Source organism: Serratia sp. 2880STDY5682894 (genome assembly GCF_001537385.1).
GTDB classification, from domain to species: domain Bacteria; phylum Pseudomonadota; class Gammaproteobacteria; order Enterobacterales; family Enterobacteriaceae; genus Serratia; species Serratia nevei.
The window spans coordinates 1-17,628 of record NZ_FCJA01000011.1 but is presented as its reverse complement, the minus strand read 5'-3'; the positions used below and the strand labels follow the sequence as shown (position 1 = coordinate 17,628).

Below are 17,628 nucleotides of genomic sequence, written 5' to 3'. Positions count from 1 at the left end.
TGAGATACAGCCTTATGTTACAGGCAGCGCAACAACTCATGCGGCGACAGGGCATCCGGCGCCTGCTGGTGCTCAGCGGTGAGACCGACTGGTGTCGCGAACAGGCGCAGCGGCTGGCGGCGACGCTGCCGGGCGACTGGCCGTGGGTGGGGGAAAACCCGCCGCCCGGCCTGTCGGCGTTGGCGAGCGGCGCAGTGCGCCAACTGCTGGGGCAGGAACGGCTGCACGCGGTGTTCGACGCCGGTCAGTCGCTGGACGTGGAGGCGTTGGCGGCGCTGTGCGGCGCACTGCGTGCCGGCAGCTGGCTGCTGTTGCTGACGCCGCCCTGGCGGCAATGGCCGCAGCAGCCGGACGGCGACAGCCTGCGCTGGAGCGATTGCCCGCAGCCAATTACCACCCCGCATTTCATCCACCACCTGCAGCAGCATCTGGCCGACGACCGCGAAGTGACGATCTGGCGGCAGGATGAGCCCCTGACGTTGGCCGCGCTGCCGGCGCGTGAAGGATGGCAGCCGCCGGACGGCCGGCCGACCGAGGAACAACAGGCGATCTTGACGACGCTGCTGCAGGCCGAATCCGGCGTGTGGGTGTTGACCGCCGCCCGCGGCCGCGGCAAATCGACGCTGGCCGGCATGCTGGTGGCGCAGTCGCCGCTGACCTGTTGGATAACCGGGCCGAGCCGCGCCGCCACTGAGGTGGCCGGGGAATGGGCGCAGGGGCGCGCGCAGTTTTGGGCGCCCGATGCCCTGTTGGCGCAGTGCCGGGAGGGGGACGTCAGCGCCGTGGGGTGGCTGCTGGTGGATGAAGCGGCGGCGATCCCCGCGCCGTTGTTGCAGCAGCTGATCGGTTATTTCCCGCGCGTGCTGCTGACCACCACGGTGCAGGGCTATGAGGGCACCGGCCGTGGTTTTCTGCTGAAGTTTTGCGCCGGGCTGCCTTCCTATCAGGCGTTGAGCCTGCAACAGCCGATGCGCTGGGCGCAGGGGGATGCGCTGGAACGGATAACGGACAATGCGCTGTTGTTCAACGAGCTGCCCGCCTGGCCGGCGGATGGCCAGACGATCGATTACAGCCAGGCGGACCAGCGCGAACTGTGCGCCGATCCGCAGCGGCTGGCGCGTTTCTATGCTCTGCTGAGCAGCGCGCATTACCGCACTTCGCCGCTGGATTTGCGCAGGCTGATGGATGCACCCGGCATGCACTTCGGGCTGGCGCAGGCCGGGCAGGAGGTGGTCGGCGCCGTGTGGCTGGTGGACGAAGGCGGCTTGAGCGCCGAGTTGGCGCACGATGTGTGGGCTGGCCGCCGCCGGCCGCGCGGCAACCTGGTGGCACAGTCGCTGGCGGCGCATGGCGGCCAGTGGTGGGCGCCGACGCTGCGGTCACGGCGTATTACCCGCATCGCGACGCTGCCGGCGTTGCGGCGGCAGGGTATCGCGCGTCAGCTGGTCGAGCGGCAACGCCGCCAGGCGCAGGGGCTGGATTTTCTGTCGGTCAGCTTTGGCTATACCGAGCCGCTGTGGCGCTTTTGGCAATCCTGCGGTTTCGAGCTGGTGCGCATCGGCAGCAAGCCGGAGGCCAGCAGCGGCTGCTATACCGCGATGGCTATCTTGCCCCTGAGCGAGCAAGGAGAGGCGCTGCGGCACGCTGCGCACAAGCATCTGGCGCGCGACTGGCCCTGGCTACGGCAGCGCATTGAACTCGCGCTGGCGATCCCGGGCGACGACGGCGACACGCCGCTGGGCGAAGAGGATTGGCGCGAGCTGGCCGGGTTCGCTTTCGCCCATCGGCCGCTGGAGGCCAGCCTGGGGGCACTGCAGCGTTTGCTGTTGGCCAGCAATCTGCCGCTGCCCGCGCTGCGCGGCCATCTGCAACGGCGGCAATCCCCGGCGGCCTGCGCGGAGCTGGCGGGCGTCAGCGGCCAGAAAGCCTTGCTGCGCCACTGGCGGCACGAAGCGGCGCAGGCGCTGGAACAGCTGAATGCGCAGCACTGCCGCTACTGGCGCGACTGGACGCAGTCGTTGCAATAAATTGAATAACTCGCTCAATAAAACCCGATTTTCCCGATTTCTCAACGGCGTATAGTCACTGTCAGCGGTGAGGCGACGACTGTCGCCGCACCAGGTTGGGTTACTATTAAGGAGTCATCGATGAAACATGAGCATTTCGTTGTCCAAAGCCCGGCGACCCCGGCGGCGCAGCTGATCTTGCTGTTTCACGGTGTCGGCGACAACCCGGTGGCGATGGAGGAGATCGGCAGCTACTTCGCCAAAGACTTTCCTCAGGCACAGGTGGTGAGCATCGGAGGCCCCGAAGCGTTCGGCAACGGCGCCGGGCGCCAGTGGTTTTCGGTGCAGGACGTGACCGAAGAGAACCGCGCGGCCCGCATCGCAGACGTAATGCCGCAGTTTGTGGCGGTGGTGCGCCATTGGCAGCAGCTGAGCGGCGTAGGCTATGCCGGCACGGCGCTGGTGGGGTTCTCGCAGGGGGCGATCATGGCGCTTGAGGCGTTAAAAGCGGAAACCCGGCTGGCCGGGCGCGTGGTCGCGTTCAGCGGGCGTTTCGCCCAGCTGCCTGAGCAGGCTTTCGGCGACAGCGTGGTGCATTTGATCCACGGTGAAGAGGACGCGGTGATCGCGGTGCAACACGCTCACGCGGCGGCAGAAGCGCTACGGGCCGGCGGCGCCGATTTTACGCTGGACGTGGAGAAAAACGTCGGGCACGCAATCAACCAGGGCATGATGAACGCCGCGCTGGAAAGGCTGCATTATTATGTGCCGCAGCGCTACTGGGACGAGGCATTGTCCGGCAAGCGCGGCGAGCTGATCGCCTTTCGCTAAAAATTCAGGGCGCCGATGAGCGCCCTGATGTCATTTCTTTTTCGGCCAGTCGTCTTCGTCATCCCACTGGGCGTTGTTGTCGCGGTGCGGCGGTATCTCCGGCTTGTTGGCCAGATAGCTTTTCACGTCGACGCGGCGCAGTTCCTTAATGCCGCTGACGACCATTCCCACCAGAACCAGCAGGATAATCCACCAGTAATCAGCTAACCATTGCATAGCTACTCCTTTCCTTCACTGCGTATAAAACGCGAAAAAATCGATGGCAGATGGCGTTCGAGCCATTCGGCACCGGCGACCTCCCTATCTTGCCAGGCCGCCAGCAACAGCGCCGGGGTCAGTAAATGCTCGGCTTCTTGCGCCAGCGGCCGGTAGCTCAGATGCCACGGCTCTACCGCCACGCCGCCGCTGTCTTCGGTAAAGGGGCGATAGAAACCGAACTCGGCCATATGCGCCGTCAGCCACTGGTTGAGCGGCGCAAAGTAACCGCCTTCTTCGTATTCCCACGGCTCCAGCTGCAGCTTTTGCCCTTCCGGCAGCAGCGACGGGTCATACACGTCGAGATCGCTGCCCCAGTGATGGCGGCTGGCGCCCGGCAGGGCCGACCAGCGCAGGATCGCCTCACAGCGCTCGGCGGCGGACAGCGGCGCAACGTCTATCGGGCGGCTGTCCTTATCTAATACTGGCCGCTGGCCGCAGAATTTGCCATTCCAGATAGCCAACTGCCGGTCGAAATCGCGGAAGGTGCTGGCGGGCTGGAGATCGAATCCCGCCTCACGCGCCGCCTGCTGCATCGCCAGAAAGGCGTTGACCGCCTGCGGCTGCAGCCGGTGGTTCCCGCTCAGCGGCGCCAGGTGTTCGGTTGAGCGGCCGGTGAGCATCTCTGCGTTGATCATGCGACCAATTGCTCCATGATGCGTTGATACATGCGGCTCAGCAGCTGCAGATCCGCGGCGTTGACACATTCGTTGACCTTGTGGATGGTGGCGTTGACCGGCCCCAGTTCCACCACCTGCGCGCCCATCTGCGCGATGAAGCGGCCGTCGGAGGTGCCGCCGGTGGTCAGCAGCTGCGGCGTCAGTTCAGAATAGTGCTCGACGGCGTTGACCACCGCATCCACCAGCGCGCCGCGCGAGGTGAGGAACGGTTGGCCGGACAGCCGCCACTCGATGCTGTAATTCAACTGGTGGCGTTCCAGCAGCTCTTCCACGCGCTGCTTGATCATCCCATCGGTGAGTTCGGTGCTGAAACGGAAGTTGAACTGCACGTAAAGATCGCCTGGGATCACGTTGTTGCTGCCCGTACCGGCCTGCACGTTGGCGATCTGCATGCTGGTCGGCGGGAAGAACTCGTTGCCGCGATCCCATTCGATCGCCACCAGTTCATTCAGCGCCGGCATGGCACGGTGCACCGGGTTGTCCGCCAGGTGCGGATAGGCGACGTGCCCCTGCACGCCGTGAATGTGCAGGTTGGCGGTGATGGAGCCGCGTCGGCCGTTTTTCACCACGTCGCCGACGCGCTCGGTGCTGGACGGCTCGCCGACCAGGCAGTAATCCAGGCGCTCATTGCGCGCCATCAGCGTTTCGACCACTTTAACCGTGCCGTGGGTGGCGCTGGCCTCTTCGTCGGAGGTGATCAGAAAAGCCAGGCGGCCCTGGTGATTCGGGTTGGCGGCGACAAAGCGCTCTGCGGCCACCACCATCGCGGCCAACGAGCCTTTCATGTCTGCCGCACCTCGGCCATACAGCATGCCGTCGCGGATCGCCGGTTCAAACGGCGGGTTATCCCAACGCTTTTCATCGCCGGTCGGCACCACGTCGGTATGCCCGGCAAACGCCAGGGTTTGCCCTTCGCCGCGCCAGGCCCAGAAGTTTTGGGTGTCTTCGAAGTCCATCGCCTCGACGGTGAAACCGATCGCCTGCAGGCGATCGATCATCAGCTGCTGGCAGCCTTCGTCATTTGGGCTGAGGGAAGGGCGTTTAATCAGCTGTTGGGCCAGTTCGATAACCGGGCAAGTCATACGGCGACCTCGGCGATAAATTGCTGGTAAGCGTCGGCGTTGAAACCGAGCAGGGCGTGGCCGTTGCCGTCGTTCAGCAGCGGGCGTTTGATGATCGCCGGCTGCGCCAGCATCAGCGCGATGGCGGCGTCGGCGTTATCGCAGGCGTTGCGTTGCGCTTCATCCAGCTTGCGCCAGGTGGTGCCGCGAGTATTGAGCAGCGGCTCCCAACCCAGTTGCGCGATAAAACCGCGCAGCTGCTGTTCGGTCAGGCCGTCGGCGCGGTAGTCGTGAAAATGATAGGCCACGCCCTGATCTTCCAGCCAGCGGCGGGCTTTTTTGATGGTGTCGCAGTTTTTGATGCCGTACATCGTCAGCGTTGTCTGTTGCGGTTTGTTTGCCATGGCGTAAAGCTACCTGTCTCGTCGAGTCGATACTGAGCGGCGGGCGCGATCTTTGGCCCTCTCGCCGCCCGGCGATAGCAGAGATAATGCCAGTAAAGCGGCGGCGAGATCCAGACAACGATGCGGGCGAGGTGCGATTGGGTGCCTGGGAGAGGGAGAGGCAACGTGGCGGAGCGGCGGCCTTCGCCGGCGGTGCTCTCGAAGAGATGCCGGCGAAGGCGTTCAGCCGCAAATGCGAATCTGAAGAAGAGGGCGTTACTCTTTATTTATTCTTATGTTTAAACGATCGGTTAAACAGCGCACGCGGGTAATGTGCAATAGCGGTTTTATCCGGCTGGCGCCGAGTTTTTTCATTATTCGTGACTTGTAATGATTGGCGGTTTTATTTCTGATATTCATGGCACTGCTGATATCGGCCAGCGATTTTCCCGTCGACCATTCCGAGAGGAAAAGTGACTCACGCTGGGACAGTTGCGGCGGCTCGGTATAGTGGCTGTAACGTTTATATAAGTCGCCGATCAGGTGGCTAAAACGGCTCAATGATATAAGGTTTGATAATATAATGGTCTTTCTGTCGACAATCACCATTTCATGCGGGCAGTCAGTGATAATGACTATTTTGTAGGTGTTGGGGTTGGCATATTCATCGCGGTAACGCGCTTCAAAATTGGCGATGGTGACATCGATGAAGCAGACTCTTTTGCGGCTAAAGCCGGCCGGTGCGCGTTTTTCCGCCCAGGTTTGCTTAATGAGTTGTCGGATGCCGACGCTGGTATAGGCACAATCGCTGAAAATATCAATTTCCATTTTATTATAGTCCTTTACTTTCTATTTCCCGGTGAGGATCGATATCTTAAAACATAAAAAAAGAAACAATCTAAATAATTTCACATTGAACTTATCTTGTCGCGTAGGCGGAGGCTCTCTCTCGGCGGCGGCAAATAAGGAAAGTCTCATATACTAACATGATTTATAAAGAGTAAATCTGCTTTTTAGCCGGCCCTTTAGCCGGAGACGGTTTAATAGAATAGAAATCCTCTATTAATACTCAGGTTATTAAAAGGAATTAACATAGATGTCACCTATCACAAAAGTAAATTCGATCGTTTTTATCGATACTTATAGCGTGGCTGATTTCGTTAATGGGTTAATAACTAAGATATTTCTTGTTTTCTTGCCGCGATGGCGGTTTTATTTTGAACGGTGGAAAGACAGTCTATGAGTTTATGCGGAAATTCGGTTTAAAATTGAGATAAAGATAAATCTAAACAAAGAAAATGCGATGTTTTGAGCGACGAACAGCGCGTAATGTGGGCGGTTGATACGGAGAGCTGGCGTGAAAGAATGTCATATCGAAATTTCCGATCGGGTAACGCCGGAAATAACGTCTTGTATTGCGGAGGGGTTGGACCGTTTTAATGATCAACAGATCGGCTACGGCGATCGTCTGCCGCTGGCGGTGGTGGTAAAAGATCCCGACAGTGGGGAGGTTCTGGGGGGAATTACCGGGCGTTCATCGTTAGGGCTGCTGTTTCTCGATCTCTTTTATCTGCCGGAAGCGCTGCGCGGCGCGGGGCTGGGCAGCGAACTGTTGCGCCGCTTCGAACAGGAAGGTCGCCGGCGCGGTTGCCTTTCCGCCGTGTTGTACACCATCAGCTTTCAGGCGCCGGACTTTTATCAACGGCATGGCTGGCAACGCATGGGCGAAGTGCCTTGCTTGCCGCCGGGGACTAGCCGTATCTTTATGAGCAAAACCCTGTGAAGCGCGTTTAACGCACGTAGCCTCCCTGTTGCAGGCGCTGCAGGGAGGCGCTGTCCGCATACACCATGCCGGTGGTCAAATCGTGAAAGCCGTACTTTTTATAAAAGGCCAGCTTTTCCGGGACGGAATAGATGAAAATCTTGCCGAGCGGCGCCAGGTCTTGCATCACCCGATCCATCAACCGGCGCCCCAATCCCTGTCCCTGAAAGCGCGGATCGATCGCCACGTCGGCCAGGTAAGCGACCGAGGTCAGATCGCTGATGGCGTGCGCGGTGGCGATCAGCTCGTCGCCGATAAACCCCCAATAGCAAAACTGGCTGTGTTGGTAAACGCGCCGCAGGGTGTGTGGATCGCGCTTGCCCAGTCCGGCTGCCTCCAGCAATTCGCACAGCCGCTGCCAGTCGATGGCGCGGCGGTTCAGATCGGTGACAATTTCCATCGTTTTCCTCTAACCAATAACATTGAGATCGGCGGCATAGTGCCGAATGGCGCGCTGATAGCCGTGGATGTCGGGGTCTGACGAGGTGTCCGCCAACAGCAACAACAGATCGGCCACGGCCCGTTTATTTTCGCCCAGGTTGTACAGCGCCATAGCGCGAAACAGCATCAGCTCGTTGGCCTGCGGGAACTCGGTCAGGCCATCGTCGAAAGCCCGTAGCGAAGCCGGGTATTCTCCCAGGGCGCGGTAGGTGCTGCCGAGGCCCAGCCAGGCCTCGCGGCGCTGGGCGGGCGGCAAATCGCGGGCCAGCGCCGCGAGGTAGCAGGGAATGGCCTGTTGCTCCAGACCCTGTACGTCATACAGGCAGGCCAGCTGAAAGTGCAGCATCGCCGCTTCCGGTTCTGCTGCCAGCTGCCGTAGCGCCAGTGCAGTGGCTTCCTGATAGCGGCCCTGCGTTTTCAGCTGTGAAAGAGACAAAGAGGTGGACATGATCGGCGCTCCATTGGCGTATTTTTATACCTTTTACACGCTATCGTGGAGAAATTGATATCACAAGGGAATAGCTGCACTGAGTATTGATCAGATAAATACGAAAATGTGCGCTAACCCCGGTTTCCGGGCCCGGCATCGTTCCCGTTTCCCTTCACATGGTCAAAAAACAGGCGTAGAATCCGCTTCGTCAAATAATTGAGGTTGTAAAGTATTATGGTTGATCGTGAATTAGGAAACTGGAAAGACTTCATTGATGAGATGTTGGGCAACTGACACAGCGTTGAAGCAGATGGCAAGGTTGAGTCATTGGAGCGTCACTGAAACACCTTGGGAACGAGATTACCGTTCGAAATAAAGCAGCATCGGTTCACCCGACGCTGCTTTTTTTATATCCCGCGGATCACTCCCCGGCGGCCGTCGTATTGCCTGCCGGATGCGCTTTACCCGGGAAACGGCGGCGCACCAGTACGAAGAACAGTGGCACGAAGAAAATGGCCAGCAGGGTGGCGGAGATCATGCCGCCCATGACCCCGGTGCCGACCGCATGCTGGCTGCCGGAACCGGCGCCGCTGCTGGTGGCCATCGGCAGCACGCCGAAGATAAACGCCAGCGAGGTCATCAGGATCGGCCGCAGACGCATGCGTGACGCATCGAGCGTGGCGGACATCAGATCCTGCCCTTTATGGTTCAGCTCATTGGCGAACTCGACGATCAGAATGGCGTTTTTCGCCGACAGCCCAATGATGGTCAGCAGGCCAACCTGGAAATAAACGTCGTTCTCCAGGCCGCGCAGCCAGGTGGCGGCGACCGCGCCGATCACCCCCAGCGGCACCACCAGCATCACCGAGAACGGGATCGACCAGCTCTCATACAGCGCCGCCAGGCACAGGAACACCACCAGCAGCGAGATGGCGTACAGCGCCGGCGCCTGTGAGCCGGACAGCCGTTCCTGATAGGACATTGCGGTCCATTCCAGGCCAAAGCCGGTCGGCAGTTGGCTGACCAGTTTCTCCATTTCCTCCATGGCGGTGCCGGTGCTGACACCGTTGGCCGCCTCGCCGACGATCTCCAGCGCCGAGCTGCCGTTATAGCGCTCCAGCCGCGGCGAGCCGTACTCCCAGTGTGAGGTGGCGAAGGCCGAGAACGGCACCATGCCGCCTGCGCTGTTGCGTACATACCATTTGTTGATGTCATCCGGCAGCATGCGGAACGGCGCCGCGGCCTGCACGTAGACTTTTTTCACCCGGCCGCGGTCGACGAAGTCGTTGACGTAGGTCGAGCCCCAGGCGGTGGAGAGGGTGTTGTTGATGTCGTCGATAGACACACCCAGCGCCTGGGCCTTGCGCTGATCGATATCGATTTGCAGCTGCGGGCTGTCGTCCAGGCCGTTGTGGCGCACGCGCGACAGCAGCGGGTTTTGCCCGGCCAGCTGCAGCAGCTGATCGCGCGCCGCCATCAGCTTGGCGTGGCCGAGCCCGGCGTGGTCTTCCAACTCCATATCGAAGCCGGAGGAGTTGCCGAGGCCGGTGATCGCCGGCGGGCTGCTGGCGATCACCCGCGCTTCGTTAATCTTGTTGAATGCCAGCGTGGCGCGATCGATGATGTCGAACGAACTGTTGGCGCCCGAGGTGCGCAGATCCCAGTCTTTCAATCGCACGAACAGGCGCGCCACGTTCTGGCCGTTGCCGCCCGGGCCGGAGCCGATGATGGCGAACACCGACACCACATCCTGTTTCTCTTCGGTCAGGAAGTACTGCTCGACCTTTTCCACCACCTTAGAGGTTTGCTGCAGGGTGGAGCCCGCCGGCAGTTGCACCTGTACGGTGAAGATACCGCGGTCTTCCTGCGGCAGGAACGAGGTCGGCAGCTTGATGAACAGCAGCGCCATGCCGCCGAGCAACAGCAGATAAATCACCATGTAGCGGCCGCTGGCGTGCAGGATCTGCCCCACGCCGCGCTCATAGCGTTCGGCGTTGCGGTTGAACATGCGGTTGAACCAGCCGAAGAAGCCGCGCTTGCCGTGATGGTGCCCCTTGGCGATCGGTTTGAGAAGCGTGGCGCACAGGGCCGGGGTCAGGATCATCGCCACCAGCACTGACAACACCATGGCGGAGACGATGGTAATGGAGAACTGGCGATAGATGGCGCCGGTGGTGCCACCGAAGAACGCCATCGGCACAAATACCGCCGACAGCACCAGCGCGATGCCGACCAGCGCGCTCTGGATTTGCCCCATGGATTTGCGCGTGGCCTCACGCGGTGGCAGGCCTTCCTCGCTCATCACGCGTTCGACGTTTTCCACCACCACGATGGCGTCGTCCACCAGCAGGCCGATCGCCAGCACCATGGCGAACATGGTGAGGGTATTGATACTGAAGCCGCAGGCGGAAAGGATGGCGAAGGTGCCCATCAGCACGACCGGCACGGCGATGGTGGGGATCAGCGTGGCGCGGAAGTTCTGCAGGAACAGGTACATCACCAGGAACACCAGCAGGATGGCTTCCAGCAGCGTTTTCACCACGTCCTTGATCGAGGCTTTGACGAACGGGGTGGTTTCATAGGCCACCTTGGCCTCCAGCCCGTGTGGGAAGTACTGCGACAGCTCGGCGATCTTGTCCTTCACCAGCTGGTCGGTCTGCAGTTCGTTGGCGCCGGAGGCCAACTTGATGTTCATGCCTGCGGCCTGCATGCCGTTGTAGCGGCTGAGGTAGTTGTAGTTCTCGCCGCCCAGTTCGACGGTGGCGACGTTGCCCAGCGTCACCAGCGAGCCGTCCTGATTGACCCGCAGCGTGATCTGGCGGAACTGTTCCGGCGTCTGGAGCTGCGACTGGGCGTTGATGGTGGCGTTCAGCGCCTGCTTGTCGACCGACGGCGTGCCGCCCAGCTGGCCGACTGCCACCTGGGCGTTCTGCGACTGAATGGCCTTGACCACGTCCTGGGTCGTGAGCTGGTAGCTGTTGAGCTTGTTGGGATCGAGCCAGATGCGCATGGCGTATTGCGAGCCGTACACGTCCATGCTGCCGACGCCGTTGATGCGGCTGAGCGGATCCTGCAGGTTGGAGACGATGTAATCGGCAATGTCCTGCTTGTCCATGCTGTTGTCGGTGGAGACGAACGCCACCATCATCAGCGTGGTGTCGCCGGATTTCGACACCGTGACCCCCTGATTCTGCACCGCCTGCGGCAGACGTTTGATCGCCGCCTGCAGCTGGTTTTGCACCTGCTGCATCGCCTCGTTGGGATCGGTGCCGGCTTCGAACGTCAGCGTGACGGTGGCCTGGCCGGTATTGGTGCTCTGCGACGACATATACATCATGTTGTCGAGGCCGGTCATATTCTGTTCAATGATTTGGGTAACGGTGTTTTCCAGCGTTTGCGCCGAAGCACCTGGGTAAGTTGCGCTGATGCGCACGTTCGGCGGCGCCAAATTCGGGTATTGTTCTACCGGTAGGGAAGAAATCGCCAACGCCCCGGTCAGGCAAAGAATAATTGCCAGCACCCAGGCAAAAATCGGGCGATCAATAAAAAAATTGGCCATGCAGCGCGAACCTCGTTATGACTTGTTCTATCTTTAAAACGCATCAGAATTATGCATTTCAGCGGCAGGGAAGGATTCCGGCGCTATTGCACTTTACTCGGGATAGCCGAGGAAAGCGTGGAGAAAAAAAGGAGATAGTGTAAATAACGGTAGCGGAAAACGGCGTGGGTGTACTGGCGTCGGTAATTGTACGCTATTAAGACATTTTTATTACTATCAAAGGCCTTGCGCATCTCTTCGCCGCAGGGAACCGGAAAGTAAAAACTGGACTTACCTTACAGCAGGAGCTTGGCATGGGAATTAACCCGGTATTTGCCCGTCGGCTTTATTTGTGCTGGCTGATCAGCCACAGTGAGCGGCCCAATGTGCCGCGGTTGATGGCGCTGACCGGCTGGCCGCGCCGCACGTTGCAGGATGTGCTGAAGGCGCTGCCCGGCATGGGCGTCGAGCTGCAGTTCGTGCAGCAGGGCGTGCGCAACAACGACGGTTTTTATCAGTTGGAAAGCTGGGGGCCGTTCAACAAGAGCTGGGTGCACCAGCATCATCAGGCGCTGCTCAGCGCCATCGAGTAAGCTGCCCCGGCGCATTGGCCGGGGCGGGGCGATCATTGACTTTTGTGCTCCAGGTACATCACCGTCGCCGCCACGCGAGAACGCACGTCCAGCTTGCGCAGTATGTTGCGGATGTGCACCTTCACGGTTTCTTCAGAGATATGCAACTGCGCCGCCACCTGCTTGTTGGACAGGCCGCGCGCCACCTCTTGCAAGACGTCCAGCTCGCGTTCGGTCAAGGCGGCGAAGGGATCGCGTTGCTCGCCGCGCGCCAGCAAATAGTCGGCCATGGCGTCGCTGATCACGTTCTGCCCTTCGGCGGCGGCGCTGATGTGTTCCAGCAGCTGTTCCGGCTCGCTGTCCTTCAGCAGGTAGCCGTCGGCGCCGGCGTCGATCAGCGCATACAGATCGCTGCGCGCGTCGGAAACCGTCAGCACGATGATGCGCGCATCCACGCCTTCGTCGCGCAGGGCCCGCAGCGTGTCCAGCCCGGACATGCCTTTCATGTTCAGATCCAACAAGATCACGTCCGGCGTGTGCTGCAGTGCCAGCGCAACCGCCTCACTGCCGTTCCCGGCCTCTGCCACCACGCCAAATCGCGCATCCAGTCCCAGCAGTTGTTTGATGCCGCGCCGCATCAACGGATGATCGTCAACGATCATGACTCGGTATTGCTTCATCACCATGAAATATGCTCCCTGTAGCAAGTAAAGCCACTCAAACGCGCCCTGGGGCGTGCTTCACAGTGGGACTGTCTCTTCAAAAATAGCGGCAATCTTCGCCGCAAACCTCCCCGGGCGGCCTTCTGCCCGGCGGCAGCCGTAACGCAAAGTGAACAGCGGCGAGGTCAGGGCGGGAATGTCAGGCAGACCGCCGTGCCGCCGCCGTTTCTGCGCCGAATGTGCAGCGTTCCTCCCAATCGCGCCGCGCGTTCGCTCATGATGGTCAAGCCGTAATGCCCTTCCGGTTCCTCCAGACTGGCGATGCCGCAACCGTCGTCGATAATGCTGAATACGTTGCCGCCTGCGGCGTTGACTTCGCAGCACAGGGTGATTTCATTCGCCCCGGCGTGCTTGACGGCATTGAGCACCGCTTCGCGTACGATCTGCAGCGCGTGCACCTGCTGCTGGGCATTGAGCGCCTGCGAAGGTAGCCGACAGTGTAACTGAATCCGCGCGGGGGTTAGAGCCTTTAATGGCTGCAACAGCTGCTCCAGCGCGGCGTTCAGGTCCGCCTCCTGAATATTGAGACGGAAGGTGGCCAGTAATTCTCTCAGTTGGCGATAGGCATCGGCCAGCGTGCGATCGAAATCGTCGATAATCACCTGCGCCGCCGGCGCATCGGTGGCGCGCCTGAGCAGCGTAAGCTGAATGCGCAGGAACGACAGCGTCTGCGCCAGCGAATCGTGCAGCTCCCGGGCGATGGTCGCGCGCTCTTCCATCAACAGCAAATATTGGTGCTGCTTTTGCGCCCGGTTGAAGTAGACGCCGCGGCCCAGCATGTTAGCCAGGCTCTGCATCAGATGAGGATGCGGCGGGTGCGCCTCGGGCTGCCAACGCAGCTCGCCAAGCGGTTTGTCGCTCTGGGTGATCGGCAGCGTGTTCCAGGCTTGCGTCGGCGCCGGTTCCCCTTCGTTCAGTTGCCATTGGCCGTGGTCGTCCGCCACGTTCAGCCGGATGCAGCGCAGCCGTTCGCTTTGGCGCACAATGCGCAGCACATTCTCGAACGCCTGCTGATCGATCTGGCGCACGCTCAGCGCCTGCGAACAGCGATACAGTACCTCCAGCGTTTCGTTGGCCTGCTGCAGGCGCCGGGTCTTTTCCTGCACTTTCAGCTCCAGCGACTGATAGAGCCGGGCCAGCTCGTCCGACATGGCGCTGAAGGTTTGCGACAGCACGCCGAGCTCGTTCGGCAGCGCCACGTCCAGCTGCGGGTGGCTGAAGTCGCGCTGCTGCACGCGCTGGCTGGCGTCGACCAGATGCTGCAGCGGCGTGACCACCTGGCGGCGCATAAAGCGAATGCAGAACAGCACCAGGCCAATGATGGCGGCGTAACCGATCACGCTGACGGCGGCCACCAGGGTGAGTTTCAGCTCGGAATAGCGCTGCAGGGCAGAAACGAAATGATCGACGCGGTTGACGTAGCCGGCGACCTCCGCCCGGTAGGCGGCCGCCTGCCCGCCGCGGATCTGGCGCTCCATCGTTTGCCATGCCCGTTGCAGCGCCAGATAGTGATTCCGCACCTCGGCCGGTACGTAAAACCGCGCCAGCTTTTGCAGCGCCGGCGTCTGTAAAGATTGCCGGTACTGCTGCAGGTGCAGCTCCAGCTCCGGGCTCTGCTGGTCGAGATCGAAGGCCAGCCGGTAGCTTTGCATGCGCAGCGAACCGGCGATATTGATCGCTTCGGCGTCGCTCTGGCTGCCGGCGACGGTGGTCAACGCCAACCCGGTGGCGAGCACCGACAGTATCACGATGCCGAACAGCGCTCTGGCCAGGCTGCCGGTCACGGAACGTTTAACAAGCAATCATGGATCCTTCTCTCAGGTGAGGCGCTTCGCCAGTTTCATTCGAAAGCAAAACTATAACTTTTGCAACTAAAATGCACCGCGATTTGTATCAAGTTGTCAACAAAACGGGAACAATTGTCGTCGTATAATCAAATGAATAGCGAAATGCCCGCCGATGTTCAGCGGCGGGCTGGTTTCCTCCGGCGATTTGTCTTTAGCGTGGATCAAATCTTGCGCAAGGCTCCTCGTCGGCGGTTTTTGTCACTGCCGGTCAAGGCGTCGGCAGATGCATCGCGGCAACCTGTTTCGCCGCAGCATCGCTGAAGCGCAACCCCCAGCGGGTAAAGTACTCGCGCAGATCCTGCCCCGCCTCCCGGCTGTAGACGACCACGCTGAAGTCGATGACCTTCTGCGGCGTGCCGAAGACGTATTTATATTTATCCTGCATGGTGTTACCCGGTGCCGCGAAGGCCTGCTTCAACCGTTCCTGATTGATGCGCGGGAAGAAGGATTCATCATAAGCGTGCAGCAGATGGGTAAAGAATCCCAGTGCGAGATCGTGCTGCTGCTTCGGGAACTCGTCGTAGCGCACTTCCGAAGCGAGGAACTTACGCACCGCATCCCGATCCCACTCTTTGTCTGCCCCCAGTTTGCAGGTCGGGCCATAGTCAAAATCGTTACGTTCCGACAGCATGCGGCAGGCCAGTACCGAATAGCGGTTGACCTGCACTTCGGGGAACACGTTGTATTCCCACTGCGGCTCGTTCTCGTGCCCCAGTTCGTGCCAGAGCCCCCAGTGAGCGGCATTGGCGCGGGTGGTCTTGTCGGCGAAGAAACCGACGTTGACCGCGCCCTCGCGGTATTCCGCGCTGCAGCATTTGCTGTAGTTGAGGAACAGGGAGCCCTGTGACGCCGTGAACATCTCGTGGGTACCATCCATGCCGTTCACCGCTTCATACAGCGCGGCAATGCTGAGGCTTTCCCCCAGCGATTTATTGATGATCTCCTGCGTTTTGTCGGTGATTTTCTTCGGTACGAAGTGATTGGATTTACCGTCATACAACACGACGCCGCCCAGGATGCTGGCGCCGGCCTTCTGTTGCTCCCAGTCGCCTTGCGTATTTTGACCGAGAATGTGCAGGTTGCTGTCGCCCCCGCCGCTCACCTCAAACCGGACCAATTCGCCGTTTTGCTGTTTTTGCGGATGGCTGCAGCCTAAGGCCAGTACGCCGGTTTGCGCGAAGGTATAAGTGGTCTCCTTGTTGGCATCAAGCTTTCGTTTTTCCGAGTAGATGCTGTCGACATTATCGAAACGGGCGCTGGTCGCCGCAAAACATGAGCTGCCTGCCGGAATGGCCCCGGTCTTGATCGTGACGCTGTCGCCCTGATTCCCCAGCGTACGGGTGTAGAAGAAAATTCCGCGCGCCATGCTGCCATACAAGGAGTTGTACCAACTTGCGGCGTGAACGATCGGCAGCCGGTAGACATTTGGCGTGTCTGACGGGTACATCTGCATGGTGCGCTTGAGCCAATACAGCGGCGTGCGGGCATCTTGCGAGTCCGCCAGCGCCTGTTCGGCGTTTTGATTCAGCGCGTCCAGGCTGGTGCCGATGTAACGCAGCGCATCGTTGAATCCCTCCTGCTCGGCGTAGGCTTGCCACCAGGGGGCTTCCTGGGCGGTACACTGGCCGAGGTTTTGCCAGGGTTCGCCAACCCAACCGGCTACGCCGGGGATATGGTGCTTTTCTGCCCACCATTTATTGGCGAACAGCGCATTGTCCTTGATGACCAGTGTGCCTTTGATGGCGTAGGTTTTAGCCGTCCATTCCGGCACGTTGGCGCAGTCCGCCGCGTGGGCGCCGGCGCCGGCGCTGGCCATCAATAAAAGGCTTAACGGTAACAAGCAGCGATGAGTCAGTTTCACGTTGGTTTTCCCTAAAGAGGCGTTGAAAAATAAAGTAGGCTCGTGTTATTAGGATGATATTGGCGCTCTTCCTTATGGTTTTTTTTCAGGTTTTCCGCTACTTAGATGTACTTACTTTAAGATGATTTCAGGTTGGGGTACCGTTGGGAGAGATGATGTTTTGTTGCAAATCGTCTGCCGCGGCGCGGCGCAATCGCGGTATGATCTTCAGGTTGCTACTCAAGGGAAAAGGGCATGTCGTCGAAAATTGAGAATGTGAAGAAAGAGCTGCTGTCGGACAACTGGTATGTGCTGCACAAGTACACGTTCGATCTGAAACGCAAAAACGGCGGTTCGGTGCAACAGGTGCGTGAGGTCTACGATCGCGGCAACGGCGCCACCATTTTGCTGTACAACCGCGCCAAGGGCACGGTGGTGCTGACCAACCAGTTCCGCATGCCGACTTATGTCAACGGCAACGAAAGCGGCATGCTGCTCGAGGCCTGCGCCGGCCTGCTGGACGCCGATTCGCCGGAGCAGTGCGCGCGCCGCGAAGCGGTGGAGGAAACCGGCTTCCAGGTGAGCGAGGTCAAGAAAATCTTCGAAGCCTACATGTCGCCGGGCGGCGTGACCGAGATCGTGCACTTCTTTATCGCCGAATACCATGACGATGAGCGGCGCGCGGCCGGCGGCGGCATTGAAGATGAAGATATCGAAGTGATCGAACTGCCGTTCAGCGAAGCGGTGGCGATGATCGCCGACGGCCGCATTAAAGACGGCAAGACCATCATGCTGCTGCAATATTTGCAGATTCATCGGGTGATGGCATAAAAAAAGCCGGTCACGATGACCGGCTTTTTTATCGGCTTGCGCCAGGCCGCTTACTTCAGCAGCGCCTGCGCCTTGGCCACCACGTTGTCCACGGTGAAGCCGAACTCGGCGAACAGCTGCTCCGCCGGCGCCGACTCACCGAAGGTGGTCATGCCCACGATGGCGCCGTTCAGGCCCACGTACTTGTACCAGTAGTCCGCGATACCCGCTTCCACCGCCACGCGCGCCGTTACCGCCGCCGGCAACACCGACTCGCGGTACGCCGCATCCTGCTTGTCGAACGCGTCGGTTGACGGCATCGACACCACGCGCACCTTGCGGCCCGCCGCGGTCAGCTTGTCCGCCGCTTCCACCGTGATGCCCACTTCG

Annotated in this window: 18 protein-coding genes; 6 read left to right on the top strand and 12 right to left on the bottom strand. The window is 60.2% G+C overall.

Annotation, left to right across the window (positions count from 1 at the left end):
* The first annotated feature begins 14 nt into the window (after positions 1–14).
* Positions 15–2,027 carry a tRNA(Met) cytidine acetyltransferase TmcA gene (locus AWX27_RS20935; RefSeq protein WP_060424821.1) on the top strand — a complete coding sequence of 671 codons (2,013 nt, stop codon included), beginning with the start codon at positions 15–17 and terminating at the stop codon, positions 2,025–2,027.
* Between the two features lie 120 nt (positions 2,028–2,147).
* Positions 2,148–2,837, top strand: coding sequence for an esterase (gene ypfH / locus AWX27_RS20930; protein WP_060424819.1), 690 nt, complete (start codon positions 2,148–2,150; stop codon positions 2,835–2,837).
* 30 nt (positions 2,838–2,867) lie between these two features.
* On the opposite strand, the gene AWX27_RS20925 is transcribed toward ypfH, so the two are convergent.
* The 5 genes from AWX27_RS20925 to AWX27_RS20905 form a co-directional block, all read right to left on the bottom strand.
* A complete protein-coding gene (locus tag AWX27_RS20925) occupies positions 2,868–3,053 on the bottom strand; it encodes a YpfN family protein (RefSeq protein ID WP_004941720.1) in 186 nt (61 codons plus the stop codon).
* 2 nt (positions 3,054–3,055) lie between these two features.
* A complete protein-coding gene (locus tag AWX27_RS20920) occupies positions 3,056–3,730 on the bottom strand; it encodes a M15 family metallopeptidase (RefSeq protein ID WP_060424817.1) in 675 nt (224 codons plus the stop codon).
* Positions 3,727–4,854, bottom strand: coding sequence for a succinyl-diaminopimelate desuccinylase (gene dapE, locus AWX27_RS20915; RefSeq protein WP_060424815.1), 1,128 nt, complete (start codon positions 4,852–4,854; stop codon positions 3,727–3,729). The genes AWX27_RS20920 and dapE overlap by 4 nt, the downstream gene beginning before the upstream one ends.
* Complete coding sequence (locus AWX27_RS20910; protein WP_060424813.1) at positions 4,851–5,237, bottom strand: ArsC family reductase; 387 nt, start codon at positions 5,235–5,237, stop codon at positions 4,851–4,853. The genes dapE and AWX27_RS20910 overlap by 4 nt, the downstream gene beginning before the upstream one ends.
* A gap of 255 nt (positions 5,238–5,492) precedes the next feature.
* Complete coding sequence (locus tag AWX27_RS20905; protein WP_060424811.1) at positions 5,493–6,044, bottom strand: helix-turn-helix transcriptional regulator; 552 nt, start codon at positions 6,042–6,044, stop codon at positions 5,493–5,495.
* A gap of 529 nt (positions 6,045–6,573) precedes the next feature.
* Here AWX27_RS20905 and AWX27_RS20900 point away from each other — a divergent pair.
* The gene (locus AWX27_RS20900) at positions 6,574–6,999 is read left to right on the top strand and encodes a GNAT family N-acetyltransferase (protein ID WP_060424809.1); all 426 of its coding nucleotides are present in this window, start codon (positions 6,574–6,576) and stop codon (positions 6,997–6,999) included.
* Between the two features lie 7 nt (positions 7,000–7,006).
* Here the strand turns inward: AWX27_RS20900 and AWX27_RS20895 are convergent, their stop codons facing one another.
* A complete protein-coding gene (locus AWX27_RS20895; protein ID WP_060424807.1) occupies positions 7,007–7,438 on the bottom strand; it encodes a GNAT family N-acetyltransferase in 432 nt (143 codons plus the stop codon).
* A 9-nt stretch (positions 7,439–7,447) separates the two neighbouring features.
* A complete protein-coding gene (locus AWX27_RS20890) occupies positions 7,448–7,927 on the bottom strand; it encodes a tetratricopeptide repeat protein (protein ID WP_060424804.1) in 480 nt (159 codons plus the stop codon).
* Between the two features lie 216 nt (positions 7,928–8,143).
* Between AWX27_RS20890 and ypfM the strand changes: the two genes are divergently transcribed.
* The gene (gene ypfM, locus AWX27_RS25435; protein WP_100396732.1) at positions 8,144–8,203 is read left to right on the top strand and encodes a protein YpfM; all 60 of its coding nucleotides are present in this window, start codon (positions 8,144–8,146) and stop codon (positions 8,201–8,203) included.
* Between the two features lie 127 nt (positions 8,204–8,330).
* Here ypfM and acrD read toward each other — a convergent pair whose 3' ends face one another.
* A complete protein-coding gene (acrD, locus tag AWX27_RS20885; RefSeq protein WP_060424802.1) occupies positions 8,331–11,468 on the bottom strand; it encodes a multidrug efflux RND transporter permease AcrD in 3,138 nt (1,045 codons plus the stop codon).
* 293 nt (positions 11,469–11,761) lie between these two features.
* Between acrD and AWX27_RS20880 the strand changes: the two genes are divergently transcribed.
* Positions 11,762–12,040 carry a winged helix-turn-helix domain-containing protein gene (locus tag AWX27_RS20880; protein WP_004941750.1) on the top strand — a complete coding sequence of 93 codons (279 nt, stop codon included), beginning with the start codon at positions 11,762–11,764 and terminating at the stop codon, positions 12,038–12,040.
* 32 nt (positions 12,041–12,072) lie between these two features.
* Here AWX27_RS20880 and AWX27_RS20875 read toward each other — a convergent pair whose 3' ends face one another.
* From AWX27_RS20875 to AWX27_RS20865, 3 genes are all read right to left on the bottom strand, one after another.
* The gene (locus AWX27_RS20875) at positions 12,073–12,705 is read right to left on the bottom strand and encodes a response regulator (RefSeq protein ID WP_049197963.1); all 633 of its coding nucleotides are present in this window, start codon (positions 12,703–12,705) and stop codon (positions 12,073–12,075) included.
* Positions 12,706–12,866: 161 nt separating this feature from the next.
* Positions 12,867–14,543 carry a nitrate/nitrite two-component system sensor histidine kinase NarQ gene (gene narQ / locus AWX27_RS20870; protein WP_060424800.1) on the bottom strand — a complete coding sequence of 559 codons (1,677 nt, stop codon included), beginning with the start codon at positions 14,541–14,543 and terminating at the stop codon, positions 12,867–12,869.
* 253 nt (positions 14,544–14,796) lie between these two features.
* Entirely contained in the window at positions 14,797–16,449 is a 1,653-nt protein-coding gene (locus AWX27_RS20865; protein ID WP_154618202.1) for a M60 family metallopeptidase, read from the bottom strand.
* Between the two features lie 234 nt (positions 16,450–16,683).
* Here AWX27_RS20865 and nudK point away from each other — a divergent pair, with 234 nt between their 5' ends.
* Complete coding sequence (gene nudK / locus AWX27_RS20860; protein ID WP_025303814.1) at positions 16,684–17,259, top strand: GDP-mannose pyrophosphatase NudK; 576 nt, start codon at positions 16,684–16,686, stop codon at positions 17,257–17,259.
* A gap of 50 nt (positions 17,260–17,309) precedes the next feature.
* Here nudK and AWX27_RS20855 read toward each other — a convergent pair.
* Positions 17,310–17,628: transketolase-like TK C-terminal-containing protein (locus AWX27_RS20855; RefSeq protein WP_072270094.1), on the bottom strand; the 319-nt coding region annotated here is incomplete at its 5' end.